We start from the raw sequence: 14,152 nt of genomic DNA, 5'->3' as shown, positions 1-14,152 counted from the left end.
CCGCCTACTTGAGGAAGGGGTTGGCGAACAGCACCAGCAGCGCCACCACCAGGCAGTAGATGGCCATGGTCTCGATCATCGCCAGGCCCACGAAGAGGGTGCGCGAGATGGTGCCGGCCGCTTCGGGCTGCCGCGCCAGCGCGTCCATGGCGGCGGCCACCGCCCTGCCTTCGGCCAGCGCCGGCCCGATCGCGCCGAACGACACCGCCACTGCCGCCGCGATGATGCTGACCACTTCCACGAGGTTGTTCATCTTGCGCTCTCCTTTTCCTTGTCCTGATCCAGCGCTGTCCGCGGCTCGCGTGCGGCGCCCCGGGCCGGCCGCTCGTCCGGCCGCTCGTCCGGCCGCTCGTCCGGCCCGCGCGGCCGCATGCCTTCGACCGCGCCCGGCTGCGCGTCGGCCACCGCCGCGCCGATGAAGACCATCGCCAGTACCGTGAAGATGTAGGCCTGCACCGCGCCGGTCAGCAGGTCCAGCGCCATCAGCGGGATCGGCACCAGCAGGCCGGCCAGCGACAGCACGATGCCGACCACGAAGACGCCGCTCATCACGTTGCCGAACAGGCGCACCACCAGCGAGAAGGTGCGCGTGAGCTGCTCGACGAGGTTGAGCGGCACCATCAGCCAGCTGGGCTCGGCGAAGGTGCGCAGGTAGCCGGCCAGGCCGCGGCTGCGCACGCCGTGCAGCACCGTCGCGGCCAGCACCAGCAGGGCCAGCGCGGCGTCGGTCTCCAGGTGGGCGGTGGGCGGCTCGACGCCGGGCAGCAGCGAGGACCAGTTGGCCAGCAGGATGTCGAGGAAGAGCGTGCCCAGCAGGGCGCGGTAGCGCTCCGGCGCCACCTGCATGGTGTCGCGGATCTGCTGGTCGAGCGTCGTCACCAGCAGTTCCAGCGCGGCCTGGTGCCGCGACGGGTGCAGCGCCAGGCGGCGCGTGGCCAGCCAGGCGCCCGCGCCCAGCGCCAGCATGATGGCCCAGGTCATCAGCACGGGGGCGGAGACGGGGACCGGCCCGAGGTGGAACAAGGGCTCGGTCAGCAGCGGCGAGTGCAAGGTCATGGCGTGTCCGCGCGCGCAGCGCGTCCATCGCGTGGCCGGGGCAGGCGGCGCAGTACCACGGCGCGCGCCGCCAGCAGGCCGGCGCCGGCGCCCAGCAGCGGTGCCGCGCCTGCCTTGGCGCAGGCGAACAGCAGGGCGCCGATCAGCGCCAGGCGCGCGCCCTGCAGCGCCAGCGCGCCGGCGGTGGCGCCGCGCTGCAGGCGCCGCACCACGGCGTGCAGGCTGCCGAAGTGCGCCAGCCCTCCCGCCAGTCCCGCCACGAGCCCCGCCACCGCGCCCGCCGCTCCACCGGCCAGTCCGCCGGTGAGCGCGGCAGCCGCTCCGCCCAGGTCGATCATTGCCCATCCTCCCCGCCGTGGCGCCGCATCCAGCGCCAGGCGCACCAGAGGCCGATGGCGGCCCCGATCATCAACAGCGGCGCCGAGAAGAAGACGCCGGTATGCAGCCGCCGGTCCAGCCAGCGGCCGGCCGCCAGCGCGAGCACGGTGGGCAGCACGATGGTCCAGCCGAGCACGCCGATCTGGGCCAGGCGGCTGGCCAGCGAGGGCTCCGGCACGCGCGCGGCCTGCCGTGCGCGGGCCAGCGCGCGCTGCGCCACGCGTTCACCGCCGTTGCCGTTGCCGTTGCCGTTGTCCTTGCCCTGGCCGTGAGCGCCGCCCTTGCCGCCGCCCCCATCGACGGCGCCATCGACGGCGCCATCGACGGCGCCATCGGCGTCACCAGGACCGCCAGGACCACCGGCGGCATGTGCGCCATCGTGCTGCGTTGCGCTCATGGCTCCAGCCTCCCGATGCCGTCGACATGCAGGTCCGGGCGCAGGCAGCGCACGATCTCGCGTACCGCGCGCGCATGCAGCCGGGTCTGCTCGACGCGCGCATTGCGCGCTGCCTCCAGGCGCCGCTCGCGCGCTTCGCGCACGCGCGCGGCCACCGCCTCCAGGCTGTCGCCCAGCACCGCGGCGGCGGTGGCGATGGCGACTTCCGCGCCGCCGTCCACGCGCAGCATGCCGCCCTCCACCATGCAGAAGCGATGCGTGCCGTCGGCGCCGTGCCAGCGCACCACGCAGGGCACCAGCACGGTGAGGAAGTCGGCGTGCTCCGGCAGCACGCCGAAGGCGCCGCTGTCGTCCTCGGCGCGCAGCGCGCGCACGCCGGCCTCGTCCACCGCCAGTCCGTCGGGGGTGGCGATGCGCAGGTGCAGGGCGCGCGGCGCGGCGCTGGCAGGCGTCATGGCGGGTGTCATGGCGTGCCCCCTTGCCGTGCCTGCTGCTCGCGCTCGCGTGCCTCGTCCAGCGTGCCGATCATGTAGAGCGACTGCTCCTGCCAGTCGTCGCATTCGCCGTCGAGGATGGCGCGGCAGCCGGCCAGGGTGTCGGCGACGGCCACCGAGCGGCCGGCCACGCCGGTGAAGTTCTCGGTGACGGTGAACGGCTGGGTCAGGAAACGCTGCAGGCGCCGCGCGCGCGCCACCACGCGGCGGTCCTGCGCGCCCAGCTCCTCGACGCCGAGCAGGGCGATGACGTCCTGCAGCTCGCGGTAGTGCTCGATGGCCTGGCGCACCGCGTTGGCGGTGGCCACGTGGTCGTCGCCCAGCAGCAGCGGATCGAGCAGTACCGAGGACGAGGCGATCGGATCGACCGCCGGGTACATGCCCTCGGCCGCCATCGCGCGCGACAGCACGATCATGCTGTCGACGTGGCTGCCTATGGCGGTGACGGCGGGATCGGTGAAGTCGTCGGCCGGCACGTAGACCGCCTCGATCGCCGTGATGGCGGCGTCGCGCGTGGCGGTGATGCGCTCGTGCAGCGCCGCCACCTCGCTGGCCAGCGTGGGCTGGTAGCCGACGCGCGAGGGCAGGCGCCCGAGCAGCCCGGAGACCTCGGCGCCGGCCTGCACGAAGCGGAACACATTGTCCATCAGCAAGAGCACGTCCTGGCGGCGCTCGTCGCGGAAGAACTCGGCGGCGGCCACGGCGGTCAGCGGCACGCGCCAGCGCGCGCCGGGCGGCTCGTTCATCTGGCCGTAGACCAGCACGGTGCGGCCGAGCACGCCCGAGCCGCGCATGTCGAGCAGCATCTCGTGGCCCTCGCGCGAGCGTTCGCCGACCCCGGCGAAGACCGAAATACCCTGGTAGCGCTCAGCCATGGCATGGATCAGTTCCATCACCAGCACGGTCTTGCCGACGCCGGCGCCGCCGAACATGGCGGCCTTGCCACCCTGGGCGATCGGTGTCAGCAGGTCGAGGATCTTGACGCCGGTGCGGAAGATCTCGGTGCCCGGCGCCTGCGCCGCCAGCGGCGGCGCGGCGCGGTGCAGCGGGCGCAGCGGCGTGCCGGCGGGCAGTGCCGGCCCGCCGTCGCGCGGCGTGCCGGTGACGTCGAGCAGGCGCCCGAGCACGGCTTCGCCCACCGGCACCCGCAGCGGTCCGCCGCCCAGGCGCACGGCCGCGCCGCGCCGCATGCCGCTGGTCGACTGCAGCGCGATGGCGCGCACGCTGCCGCGGTCCAGGTGGGCCTGTACCTCCGCCAGCACCTCGCCGCCTCCGTCCAGCGCTACCGCCAGCACGTCGCAGAGAGCGGGCAGCGGCTGGCCGGCGCAGTCGATGTCGAGCACCGCGCCACGGATGGCGCGCACCCGCGCGCTGCCGGGCGGGCCGGCAGCCTGGGCGGTCCGGGCGGTCTGGGGTGGGAGGGGGCGCGTTTCCAACGGTTCGGCGTTGCGGCGATGCGGTCGGGTCCCGGCGGCGCCGTTCGCGGCCAGGTGCAGGCAATCGCGGCCGGCGCCTCGGGACAGTCACTTCCTACTGTAGACGCCGCCGTCACGCCGCGGATTGATATCCATCAAGCGAGGGGTGCGCTCGCAGGCGCCCGGCTGCTATGGTGGGAAGGTGGGCCCTGGCGCGCCCGGGCCGGCCGCGTGGCGCCGGGTTGTGCGCGCGCAACAGGTAGAATCCGGCCCCGCCAGCCGATGGCGGGAGGGCCTGGGCGATGAAAGGGAGGGGCAATGCAGATCGCGGTATTGGAAGACGATCCGGACCAGCGCGATGTGATCCTGGCCTGGCTGGAGGGCGGCGGCCATGTGGCGCAGGGCTTCGGCGACGGCGCGGGTTTCATGGCGCAGGTGGGACGCGGCTGCGAGCTGCTGCTGATCGACTGGATGCTGCCCGACACCGACGGCGGCCACATCATCCATTGGGCGCGCGAGCAGCTCGGCTGGGAGCTGCCCATCATCGTGCTGACCGCGCGCGAGGACGAGCAGACCACCGTCAGCGCGCTCAGGTCCGGCGCCGACGACTACCTCGTCAAGCCGGTGCGGCCGGCGGTGCTGCTGGCCCGTATCGAGGCCCTGGCGCGCCGCTACGGCACCACCACCGGCGCCACCGCCGGCACCACCGTCGCTGGCACGGCGGCCAAGCGCCATGGCGCCTATGAGATCGACCTGCAGGCGGTGCGCATCGCGCTCGACGGCCAGGCTGTCGAACTGACGCAGAAGGAGTTCGACCTGGCCGTCTACCTGTTCGACAGTCCCGGCAAGCTGCTCTCGCGCGACCACCTGCTCAACCGCATCTGGGGCCTGAACGCCGACGTCGACACGCGCACCGTCGACACCCATGTCAGCCGCCTGCGCAAGAAGCTCAAGCTCGACGGCAGCAAGGGCTGGCGGGTGGCGCCGGTGTACGGCTACGGCTACCGCTTCGAACAGGAGGCGGCGGCAGTACGGCATTGAGCAGCGGCCAGCGGTAGCGGACGCCATCGGGCCGGGCCTCAGCCGGCGGAGCGTGGCGCCGGGGGACGGGGCGCGTCCGGCAGGTCGAGGGAGGCGTCGGCCACGGTCCGGTTCCGCCCCTGTTCCTTCGCCGCATAGAGGGCGGCGTCCGCCAGCGCCAGCACCCGCTCCATGCTGCCGTGCGACTCGGGCCAGCTGGCGACGCCGAGCGAGACCGTCACCGCGCAGACGCCTGGCGCGGGCGTGGCGGCGGTGCGCTGGCGCAGCCGTTCGGCGATCAGCATGGCCTCGGCCGCGCCGCAGCCGGGCAGCAGCATGAGGAATTCCTCGCCACCGGCCCGGCACAGGAAATCGCCCTGGCGCGAGCATTCGCGCATGAGCCTGGCGATGTGGCAGATCACCTTGTCCCCCGCCTCGTGCCCGTACGTGTCGTTGACGCGCTTGAAGCGGTCCACGTCGATGGCGATGACCGCGAAGGGCTGGGCGGCGGCGCCCCAGTTGCGCAGCTGCGCCGACAGGGCGCGCCGGTTGCGCAGGCCCGTCATGGGGTCGGTGACGGCGGCCTCGTTGAGGGCGCCGATCTGCGCCTGCAGCGTGGCGAGGCCTTCCAGCACCGCCTGCTTGAGCTGCCTCGCCTCGAAGTACCAGGCACGGATGCCCTGGATGCTGCGCAGGGTGGCTGCCGTGTCCTTTTCCCCGGTCGCCTGCGCGAGCTGGCGCAGGGGTTTGGCGATCAGCCCGGCCAGGTACCAGGCGGCCAGCAGCGAAGCGATCACGAGCGGCACGGTATCGCGCAGCACGGCGAGCGTGAGGCGGTCCATCTCGGCCAGTGTCGCCGCGACAGGGCGCTGCGCCACGATGCCCCAGCCCGCGACCGGCACCGGAGCGAAGCCGGCGAGCATGTCGATGTTCCTGCTGTTGGCGATCCGGCGCGTGCCGGCCTTGCCGGCGATGACGTCCGCGACGATCGGGTTGTCCCTGGCGACCTTGCCGATCCTGCCGCTGTCCGGGTGGTAGAGAATGCGGCCGGCGCGGTCGACCACATAGAGGTAGGAGCCGTCGCGATAGTAGTGCTCGCCCAGCAGCGCATGCAGGATGCCCTTTTCCCGCAGGTAGATCGAGCCCGCCACATAGCCGAGGTAGCGCCCGTCCTTGCCCAGGATCGGCTGCGAGATATTGACCACGAGGTTGCCGGCGGCGGACACGTAGGCCTGGGTGATGCGCGGCTGCCGGGCATCGAGCGCCGCGCGCGCGCCTTCGCTGTCCAGTTGTTTGCCGGCGAGGTTCAGCGTGGTCGGCATCACGGCCAGCACCGTGCCGCGCGCGTCGACGATCAGCACCGAGTTGAACGAGTCGGTCTGGTGCAGCAGGCGCCAGGCTTCGTCTTCCAGCGCCTGCCGCCCGAAGGGCCTGGCGCCCAGCAGGGAGGCGCTGACGGCCAGTTGCTGCTGGGCCGACCTGACGAAGTTGGCGGTGCTGTCGGCCAGTTTCGCCGCATAGACCCGGTTGGCTTCGAGCGCGTTGGTCAGCAGGATCTCGCGCTGCACGCGGTAGGCGGAATAGAAGGTATTCGCGAAGGCAGCAAGCAAGGAGAAGACCGCCAGGGCCAGGACCAGGTGCCCAAGGCCGAGCCGGCGATACAGGCTGCGTAACATCGTCATGCTTTTCTTTTTACTTATCAGTGACAGGGGCTGGCGAGCGGCACGCAGATGGCACGCAGATGGCACGCAGGCGGCACGTGCGGTGCTGTCGCTGTCATCACCCCGCCGGGGCCGTATTCCAGGCGTCCGCACGTTCCGGGGCGGTGGACGATTGCGGCGCCTGCCAGGAGAACCGATATCGGCCCCGGCGCGTTGACGGCTCGGCTCCACTTTCCCGCCTCCTGTTGATGAAGATCAAGCCCGGCACGGGGATCCGGCGCGCGGTGCTACCGGCGCGGGCGCGCGCCGGGGGCCGGCCTTGGCCTGGGCGGGGCGGGGCGCCTCACCACGGCGTGGGCGGCGAGACGCGCCCGCCCATGGTGTCGTGCCAGGCGCGGCGCAGCTGCGCCACGTGCTGGCGCGACTGCCGGTACTTGTCGCCGCGCGCGCCGCCGGCCTTGGCGAAGCGCCAGTGGCGCAGCGCGCGCAGGCCGTGCCAGGCGGATGCGAGCCGGTTGCTGGCCCAGGCCGTCAGCCAGCCGTGGTGCTTGCGGTGATACAGCAGTGCGCTGCGCATGTGCCACGGCGTGAGCTGGGCGCCGGCGCCGGGGAGGTCACCGCCGGCATGGCGCACGCGCAGTTCCGGCCAGTACTGCACCGTGTAACCGTGGCCGCGCGCGCGCCGGCACAGGTCCACCTCTTCGTAGTAGCGGAAGAAGCGCAGGTCGAAGCCGCCGAGCGCCGCGAACAGTGTCGTGCGCACGAAGGCGAAGGCGCCCGGCACCCAGTCGACTTCGGCGGGCACGGCGGGATCGCAGCAGGTGCGGTCCGCGCGGCCGCACAGGCGCGAGCGCGGGAAGCGCGCCGCCAGGCCGCTCAGCGCCAGCGCTTCGTTGAGCAGCGAGGGGAAGCGCCGGGCCGAGGGCCGGTCGCTGCCGTCGTCACCCAGCAGGCGCCCGCCGGCGATGCCGACGCCCGGTTCCGACCACATGCGCTGCAGGCCTTGCGCGATGCAGGCCGGCGTGGCCGATACGCGGGGATCGAGCAGCAGCAGGATGTGCGCATCGGCGCGGCTGGCGGCGAGGTTGACCGCGCCGGCGAAGCCGAGGTCGCGCGGGCTGCGCACCAGCGTGACCCAGGGGTGCTGCGCGGCGACCAGCTCGGCGCTGCCGTCGCGCGAGGCGTTGTCGACCACGATGAGCTGCCAGTCGGCCGGCCGCACGCCGGGGCGCAGGCCGTCCAGCAGGCGCAGGATGCCGTGCGCCGAGTTGCGGGTGACGACCAGGATCGCCAGGCCGTGTGCCGGCGCGCGGGGCTTGTGGCGGCGCGTGTCGCGGGACGGGCCGTTGGACTGGTAGTACGAGGTTTCAGTCGGCATGGCGGGTCTCCCGGCGGGCGCAGCGGGCGCGCGCCGGCCCTCGGCCAGCCGCAGCAAGGTGCCCGGTCTCATCGCGGCTCTCCCTGCCCGGCGCGGCGCCGCGCGGCGAAGGTGATGCCGGGGTGCGCGTGCAGGGAAGCGTCGTACGCCCGCAGCGTGTAGTCGGTCAGCGCGGGAGCACCGCCGTGCCGCGCCGGCCAGCCGCTGCGCAGCCGGTGCCACGGGATCGGCAGCTTCCGCAGGGGCGAGTGCACGAGGTGAAGCGCGGCGGAGCGTTCGTTGCCGTCCACCAGGCACCTGTGCATGGCCGCGCGCAGCATGGCCAGCAGCGCCGCGCCGGCCACGGCCGCGCTGGCCGCCGGCCCCGCCGCCAGGGCGGCGGCCAGTACCAGGGGCAGCGCCGCGATGGCGGCGCCATGCAGCAGGTTGCGGTGGATGTCGCGCAGCTGCTGCGCGTTGTCGCGCTGGCGGCAGTGCGCCGGGACCTTGGCCTGCGCCCGGCCTGCGCGCGTGGTGCCGCACCGGGCCTGGCTGACGGGGGGGACGGTGCGGGGGACGGCAACCTCGTGCGGGGTCGCGGGTGCGTCCAGCAGGAGGATGCGCCAGCCCGTGGCGCGCAGCTGGCGGCACAGCTCCGGTCCCGCGCCGGTGTCCAGGCTGTCGTCGAAGCCGCCGGCCTCGATCAGCGCGTCGAGGCGGAACAGGGCGTTGGCGCCGCGATCGGCGGCCCGGCCGGAGGCCGCCTCGTGCCCGTCGCCCCATACGGCGGCGTAGCGTCCGCGCCGCAGCGCGGCCAGCGCCAGCCGGGGGAAGGCGGGGGCGAGCAGGGTATCGCCGTCGAGGAACAGCACCGCGGTGGCGCGCGCGCTCCGCCAGCCCGCATTGCGGCCGGCCGCGCTGCCGGGGCGGATGCCCTGGGCCGGGCTGCCACCGACCGGACCGGCCTCGACGTAGATCAGCTCGTAGGCCAGGCCGCGCCAGTCGGCGCCGTGCACGCTGTCGAGGCAGCGCCGCAGGCGGGCCCCGTCGTCGTGTCCGATCACCACCACCGAGATGTCGGGGGCGGTCGTGCAGCCGGGGTGGCCGGCCGTTCCGTACAGGCTGTCGCGGGTGTGGTGCAGGGGAGGATTCGGCATGGTCGGCTCCGCTTGGTCGGTCCAGTCTGTGTCGGTGTGCGTCGGTACGGCGCGGGTTCAGCCGCGCGGCTGCAGCAGGTCGCGGTAGCGCTGCGCCAGCCGGGCCGGGTGGAAACGGTCCGACAGTTCGGCGCGGGCATTGGCCACCACCGCGTTGAGCAGCGCGGCCGGGGCCGACTGCAGTGCCTGCAGCGCGTCGGCAAGCGCGTCGGGATCGTTGGCCGCATAGTGGAAGCCGGTCTCGCCGTGCCGCACCAGGCCGCCGGCACCGCCGGCATTGGGCACCAGCACCGGCACGCCGGCGGCAAAGGCTTCCAGCACCACCAGGCCGAACGGCTCCTCGGCGCAGGTGTGGACCAGCAGGTCCGAGCTGCGCAGCTGGCCGGCCGCGTCGGCACGGAAGCCGTGCAGCGTGACATTGGGCAGCCCGGCCGCGGCCGCGCGCAGTTCCGCTTCCTGTTCACCGCTGCCGTACAGGTCGAATTGCATGGCGCCCAGGGCCGGATGGCTGCGCACCGCCTGCAGCAGCAGGCCCGCGCGCTTGATGCGGTCGAGCCGGCTCAGCATCAGTACGCGCCGCACGCCGGCCTCGCGGAACACCGGGCGCCAGGCCACCGCCGACGGCTCGATGAAGTTCTCCACCACGCTGATGCGCGCGGCGTCCACCCCGTGCGCGACCAGCCGTTCGCGCACGAAGTCGGAGACCGCGACGAAAGCCACCGGGAACGGCTGCAGCAGGCGCTTGTAGCCGTAGCTGAGGCGTTCGTCGCTGCCCCCGCGCACGATGTGCAGGTGGCGCACGCGCGCGCGCCCCAGGGCCTGCGCCAGCACCACCAGGAAGGCCTGCGACAGGTCGAGCGAGGCCACCGCGAGCTCGGGCTCGCGGCGCGCGGCGCGCCACAGCAGGCGCGCCAGGCCGGCGCTCGACCGGAAGCTCTCGCTGCGCAGCCCGCACTGGCTGGCGTGCGCATGCACCGGTCCCGGCGGCGCCACGATCACGCCGTCGAAGCTGTCGGCGAGGTGCTGCAGCGTGCGGATGGCCATCCGCTCGGTGCCGGATAGCTCACCGCTGGGGAGGATGTAGAGGAGAGGCGTGGCCATCATGGACATCCAGCATGTTGTTCTGGATGCCATTGCACCGCGGAGCGGCGCCGGGATGGTTACACGATTGCAAAACCGCGGCGGCCCGCCAGGATCGGGCGCGCGGCCGCGCCGGCCTCAGCCGCCCGCGCTGGCGGCCAGCGCCGCGTGCAGGCGCTTGACCAGGGTGGCATGGTTGACGCCGTCGGCGTGGCCGTAGCGCACGGCGTCGCAGCTTTCGCGGATGATGAAGAGGCCGAAGCCGCCTTCGGAGCCGCCGCTGAAGTCCGGTGCCAGCGTGCGCGGCGGCGAGAACGGCGTGCCGGTGTAGAACAGTTCGAGCTGGCAGGCGTCGGGCGCGGCGCGGAAGATGAACTCCAGCGGGCCGCCGTCTTCGGCGTGGCCGCCGTGCCGGACCGCGTTGCTGGCCAGTTCCACCGCGGCCAGGGCCAGGGCGCTGGCCTGCACCTCGTCGAGCCCGCCGTCGCGCCCATGGGCCTCGACGAAGGTGTGCAGGGCCTTGAGCTGCGTCATCGCGCGCGGCATCTCGAAGCGCCATTCGCGCGCGCCGGCGGCCTCGGCCGGGGTCTGCAGCACCAGCATGGTCATGTCGTCGGCGATCCTGCCATCCGCCGTGTAGGCCTGCATCACGTGCTGCATGCCGCGCGCGATGGTGCCGGGGCGCTGGTGCGTGCCCAGCAGCCGGTGCAGCGTGTCGGTCATGCGCGGCAGGCCGAAACGCTCGCCATCGGTGCCCACCGCGTCGGTCACGCCGTCGGAATACAGCACCACGGTCTGCCCGGCACCGAGCGCCACCTCGGACTGCTCGATGTCGGCGCTCTCGAGCACGCCCAGCGGCGGATGCTGGTTGGCCAGGAAGCGGTGGCTGCCGTCGGCGCCGAGCAGCAGCGTCTCCTCGTGGCCGCAGCCGACCCAGGTCAGGGTGTTGCGGTTGCGGTCGATGCGCAGGTAGCACACGGTGACGAAGCTCTCAAGCTCTTCCAGCTGCCGGTGCATGGCCCGCTGCACGTGGGCGATGATCTCGGCCGGCTGCGGCGGCGCGCGCCGGTTGCCGCGCGCGGCGCCGGCCGCGATCGCCGGCACGGCCTGGGGGGCACGGTCGGCCGGCCCGCCGCGGGTGACCAGCTCGGCCAGCGAGCGCGCGAACTGCATCTTCAGGCCGGCGCCCAGCAGCGCGGCCGGCACGCCCTTGCCCATGGCGTCGCCGACCAGGATGTCGAAGCAGCCCTCGCTGAACTGGAACAGGTCGAAGAAATCCCCGTTGATGCCCTGCGAGGCGGTATTGAAGCCAGACAGGAAGCAGTCGAGCACGGCCGGCGGCAGGTCGCGCGTGAGCAGGGCGCGCTGGATGCCCGCCCCCAGTTCCAGCTCGGCGCGGCGCGCCGCCTCGATGGCGCGCTCGCCGGCGATCTGGCGGCTGATGTCGGTCTGGATCAGGAAGATCTGGCGCAGCCGTCCGTGCGCGTCGAGGTCCGGCACGATGGTGGAGGCGGCCCAGTACAGGGTGCCGTCCTTTTTCTGGTGCACCAGCTGCCCCGCCCAGGCCTGCGCGGCCCGGACCAGGGCGAGCGGGTCGTGCTCGATCGGTTCGCGCTGGCCCTTCGGCGCGAGCAGGCGCAGGTCCTGGCCGACCAGCTCCTCGCGCCGGTAGCCGCTGACTTCGGCCAGCTTGCGGTTGGCGTAGGCGATGACGCCCTCGGGTGTGTAGATGCTGACGATGGCGTGCTGGTCCAGCGCGCGCTTGAGCACGCGCAGGCTCGCCGACGATTCGCGGTAGCGCTCCAGCAGCTGCTCGCGCTCCTCGGCTGCCTGCTTGGCCTCGGAGATATCGCGCAGGGTGCAGGAGAGGATGCTCTCGCCGTCGGACTCCACCGGCACCACCGAGACTTCGAGCGGAAAGCGCTCGCCGTTGGCGCGCATGGCCGGCAGCTCCCAGCGCTGTCCCGCGTGCTGGGCGTGGATGCCGCCGCGCAGCGTGCGTGCCACGCCGTCGAGCGCGCCGCGCGATTCCGGCGGGAACACCAGGGCGTCCAGCGAGCGCCCGAGCGCATCCTGCGCGCGGTGGCCGAAGATGCGTTCGGCCTCGTGGTTGAACTCCAGGATGTGGCCGCGCGCGTCCAGCGTGACCATGCCGTCCATGGCCGAGGCCAGGATGGCGCTCTTGCGCGCCTCGCTGGCGGCGATCTCGCGGTGCAGCGCGAACAGGGCGGCGCGCACCTGTTCGTTGCTGCGCAGGCTGCGCCAGGCCGCCCCCGCCACCAGGCCGAGCAGGGCCAGCCCGGCGGCCAGCGCAATGGCCACCCAGTGCATCAGGCCCTGCCAGCCGGCCAGCGCTGCGTCGAGCCCCAGCTCGACCATCACCACCAGCGGCCAGCGGCGCGAGGCGCGGTAGGCGAGCAGGGCCGGCTCGCCGTCCAGGCCGATGCCGGACAGGCTGCCGTGGTCGCGCTGCGACAGCAGCTCGCGGAAGACCGGATTGGCCGAGAAGTTGGCGCCGGGGGCCGCCTGGATGCCCTCGGTGGCCGCCAGCAGCGTGCCGTCGTAGTGCAGCAGCGCGGCGGTGCGGCCGGCGTCGGACAGCATCAGTCCGAAGGTATTGGCCAGGTAGTCGGTGTTCAGCGCGATCACCATGTAGGCGTCGCCGCCGCTGCGCAGGGCCACGTGCCGCACCAGCGGCACGAAGCTCAGCGGCAGCATGCGCAGGGCCGGGTCGGGATGGCGGGCCAGTTCGGAATCGGCCAGGTCGCGCCCCGCCACCGGCTTGCCGATCCGCAGCGCGTCGGCGTTGTCGGTGTCCGCGAGGCGCGGCAGGCGCTCCGGATCGATGCGCTTGCCGCGCGCCTGCGGGTTGGAGCTGGCCAGGATCAGTCCGTCGGCGGCGACCAGCGAGAAGCTGCGCACCGAGGGCGTGCCGGCGATGGCCTGGGTGAGCAGCAGGTCGATGCGTTCGCGGCTGGCCGGGCTGTCGTAGGCGGCCAGGTCTTCGCGGAAGGCGTCGCCGAGGATGGCGGCCGTGCCGACCGCGCGGCTCGACTGGTCGTCGAGCGCGCGCGCCAGCATCTCGACGTTGTCGAGCTCGTTGTCGATGGCGTTCCTGCGCTCCCACCAGGCGAAGCCGGCGGCGGCGGCGACCATCAGGCTGGCGATGGCGGCCGCGGCCCACAGCACCATGGTGCTGGTGAGCCAGGCAGGCGGATGGCCGGTGCCGTGGCCGGGCGGCGCCTCGGGTGGTTTCACTGGCGGATCAGCACCTCGGTCAGCCCGTGGCGGCGCGCAGCCTGTTCCAGCCGGCCGTCGTGCTTGATGCGCTCGACGAAGGCGTTGATGGTCCGGTACCACTCCTCGTCGTCTTGGCGCATGGCGTAGGCGTAGGGTATGCGGTGGAAGGGTTGGGACGGCGAGACCAGCCGCGCCCAGTCCGCATTATCGAGCAGGCGGCGGCTGTAAGGGTAGTCCGTCATGAAGACATCGACACGGCCGGCCTGCAACTCCTGTTCGCGCGTCTGCGGCGGTGCCAGCACCACCAGGTTGGCCTGCTTGAGGCTGGCGCGCATCACCGGTTCCATGAAGGTGCCGGCCTGCACCGCCACGTTGACGCCGGGCTTGTCGATATCGGCCCAGCTGCGCACGATGCGGCTGGCGCGCATGGTGATGCCGTAGATGTCGCTCTGCAGGTAGGGCTGGCTGAAGCGCAGCACGGCCTGGCGCTGCGGCAGCACGCCGACGGCGAACATGGCCACGTCGCAGCGGTCGCCGCGCACGTCGTCGATCAGCGTGGCGAAGGACGAGTCGACATAGGCCACCTTGACGCCGAGGTCGGCGCCGAGCGCCGCCGACAGGTCGATGTCGATGCCGCGCAGCTGCTGGGTGCGCGGGTCGCGGTAGGTGATGCCGTAGTAATCCGGCCAGATGCAGACGCGCACCTGGTGCCGGCTCTTGACTCGTTCGGCGACCACGCCGGCGTGGGCGTGCGGCACCGTCGCCGCCAGGCAGCAGGCGGCCAGGGCCAGCAGCCAGGCCATCCGCCACGGGCCGCGCTGCGCCAGCGTGGCCTGCGCGCGCGCAGCGGCGCCCCCGCGACGGGTGTCGGGTTCAGGTGTCATGTTCTGTTTTTCC

12 protein-coding genes and 1 pseudogene are annotated in these 14,152 nt (G+C 73.2%); 1 reads left to right on the top strand and 12 read right to left on the bottom strand.

Going from position 1 to position 14,152, the window contains the following annotated elements; translation table 11 throughout:
* Nucleotides 1-4: 4 nt before the first annotated feature.
* The 6 genes and pseudogenes from BKK79_RS24610 to atpD all read right to left on the bottom strand — a co-directional run bounded on the left by BKK79_RS24610 (nucleotide 5) and on the right by atpD (nucleotide 3,689).
* Entirely contained in the window at nucleotides 5-253 is a 249-nt protein-coding gene (locus tag BKK79_RS24610; protein ID WP_071017853.1) for a F0F1 ATP synthase subunit C, read from the bottom strand.
* A gap of 128 nt (nucleotides 254-381) precedes the next feature.
* Nucleotides 382-1,056, bottom strand: a pseudogene (locus BKK79_RS24605) (F0F1 ATP synthase subunit A); the annotation flags it as partial.
* Nucleotides 1,053-1,394 (bottom strand): N-ATPase subunit AtpR, encoded by a 342-nt coding sequence (locus tag BKK79_RS24600; protein WP_084085126.1) that lies wholly within the window; start codon nucleotides 1,392-1,394, stop codon nucleotides 1,053-1,055. The gene BKK79_RS24600 and the pseudogene BKK79_RS24605, both read right to left, overlap by 4 nt.
* Nucleotides 1,391-1,831, bottom strand: a complete 441-nt coding sequence (locus BKK79_RS39280; RefSeq protein ID WP_084085124.1) for an AtpZ/AtpI family protein — start codon at nucleotides 1,829-1,831, stop codon at nucleotides 1,391-1,393. Before BKK79_RS39280 ends, BKK79_RS24600 begins: the two co-directional genes overlap by 4 nt.
* A complete protein-coding gene (locus BKK79_RS24590; RefSeq protein ID WP_071022048.1) occupies nucleotides 1,828-2,286 on the bottom strand; it encodes a F0F1 ATP synthase subunit epsilon in 459 nt (152 codons plus the stop codon). Before BKK79_RS24590 ends, BKK79_RS39280 begins: the two co-directional genes overlap by 4 nt.
* A gap of 8 nt (nucleotides 2,287-2,294) precedes the next feature.
* Nucleotides 2,295-3,689, bottom strand: coding sequence for a F0F1 ATP synthase subunit beta (atpD, locus tag BKK79_RS24585; protein ID WP_231908198.1), 1,395 nt, complete (start codon nucleotides 3,687-3,689; stop codon nucleotides 2,295-2,297).
* 369 nt (nucleotides 3,690-4,058) lie between these two features.
* Between atpD and BKK79_RS24580 the strand changes: the two genes are divergently transcribed.
* Nucleotides 4,059-4,781, top strand: coding sequence for a response regulator transcription factor (locus BKK79_RS24580; protein ID WP_071017857.1), 723 nt, complete (start codon nucleotides 4,059-4,061; stop codon nucleotides 4,779-4,781).
* Nucleotides 4,782-4,819: 38 nt separating this feature from the next.
* Here the strand turns inward: BKK79_RS24580 and BKK79_RS24575 are convergent, their stop codons facing one another.
* The 6 genes from BKK79_RS24575 to BKK79_RS24550 form a co-directional block, all read right to left on the bottom strand.
* A complete protein-coding gene (locus tag BKK79_RS24575; protein ID WP_231908199.1) occupies nucleotides 4,820-6,442 on the bottom strand; it encodes a sensor domain-containing diguanylate cyclase in 1,623 nt (540 codons plus the stop codon).
* Nucleotides 6,443-6,764: 322 nt separating this feature from the next.
* The gene (locus BKK79_RS24570) at nucleotides 6,765-7,799 is read right to left on the bottom strand and encodes a glycosyltransferase family 2 protein (protein WP_083384354.1); all 1,035 of its coding nucleotides are present in this window, start codon (nucleotides 7,797-7,799) and stop codon (nucleotides 6,765-6,767) included.
* 68 nt (nucleotides 7,800-7,867) lie between these two features.
* Complete coding sequence (locus BKK79_RS24565) at nucleotides 7,868-8,935, bottom strand: glycosyltransferase family 2 protein (protein ID WP_071017858.1); 1,068 nt, start codon at nucleotides 8,933-8,935, stop codon at nucleotides 7,868-7,870.
* Nucleotides 8,936-8,992: 57 nt separating this feature from the next.
* Nucleotides 8,993-10,039 carry a glycosyltransferase family 4 protein gene (locus BKK79_RS24560; protein WP_162287362.1) on the bottom strand — a complete coding sequence of 349 codons (1,047 nt, stop codon included), beginning with the start codon at nucleotides 10,037-10,039 and terminating at the stop codon, nucleotides 8,993-8,995.
* 114 nt (nucleotides 10,040-10,153) lie between these two features.
* Nucleotides 10,154-13,273 (bottom strand): SpoIIE family protein phosphatase, encoded by a 3,120-nt coding sequence (locus BKK79_RS24555; RefSeq protein WP_071039113.1) that lies wholly within the window; start codon nucleotides 13,271-13,273, stop codon nucleotides 10,154-10,156.
* Nucleotides 13,270-14,058 carry an ABC transporter substrate-binding protein gene (locus BKK79_RS24550; protein ID WP_071022058.1) on the bottom strand — a complete coding sequence of 263 codons (789 nt, stop codon included), beginning with the start codon at nucleotides 14,056-14,058 and terminating at the stop codon, nucleotides 13,270-13,272. Before BKK79_RS24550 ends, BKK79_RS24555 begins: the two co-directional genes overlap by 4 nt.
* Between the last annotated feature and the right edge of the window lie 94 nt (nucleotides 14,059-14,152).

This window comes from Cupriavidus sp. USMAA2-4, assembly GCF_001854305.1.
Classification (GTDB): Bacteria; Pseudomonadota; Gammaproteobacteria; order Burkholderiales; family Burkholderiaceae; genus Cupriavidus; species Cupriavidus malaysiensis.
Note: the sequence above shows the minus strand (reverse complement) of the source record. Positions and strands in the feature narration are given on the sequence as shown.

Excerpts from the sequence above, each read along its gene's own strand:
- BKK79_RS39280 (WP_084085124.1), bottom strand. The coding sequence starts at position 1,831 with ATGAGCGCAACGCAGCACGATGGCGCACATGCCGCCGGTGGTCCTGGC.
- BKK79_RS24580 (WP_071017857.1), top strand. The coding sequence starts at position 4,059 with ATGCAGATCGCGGTATTGGAAGACGATCCGGACCAGCGCGATGTGATC.
- BKK79_RS24600 (WP_084085126.1), bottom strand. The coding sequence starts at position 1,394 with ATGATCGACCTGGGCGGAGCGGCTGCCGCGCTCACCGGCGGACTGGCC.
- BKK79_RS24575 (WP_231908199.1), bottom strand. The coding sequence starts at position 6,442 with ATGACGATGTTACGCAGCCTGTATCGCCGGCTCGGCCTTGGGCACCTG.
- BKK79_RS24560 (WP_162287362.1), bottom strand. The coding sequence starts at position 10,039 with ATGATGGCCACGCCTCTCCTCTACATCCTCCCCAGCGGTGAGCTATCC.
- BKK79_RS24610 (WP_071017853.1), bottom strand. The coding sequence starts at position 253 with ATGAACAACCTCGTGGAAGTGGTCAGCATCATCGCGGCGGCAGTGGCG.
- BKK79_RS24550 (WP_071022058.1), bottom strand. The coding sequence starts at position 14,058 with ATGGCCTGGCTGCTGGCCCTGGCCGCCTGCTGCCTGGCGGCGACGGTG.
- BKK79_RS24570 (WP_083384354.1), bottom strand. The coding sequence starts at position 7,799 with ATGCCGACTGAAACCTCGTACTACCAGTCCAACGGCCCGTCCCGCGAC.
- BKK79_RS24590 (WP_071022048.1), bottom strand. The coding sequence starts at position 2,286 with ATGACGCCTGCCAGCGCCGCGCCGCGCGCCCTGCACCTGCGCATCGCC.
- BKK79_RS24565 (WP_071017858.1), bottom strand. The coding sequence starts at position 8,935 with ATGCCGAATCCTCCCCTGCACCACACCCGCGACAGCCTGTACGGAACG.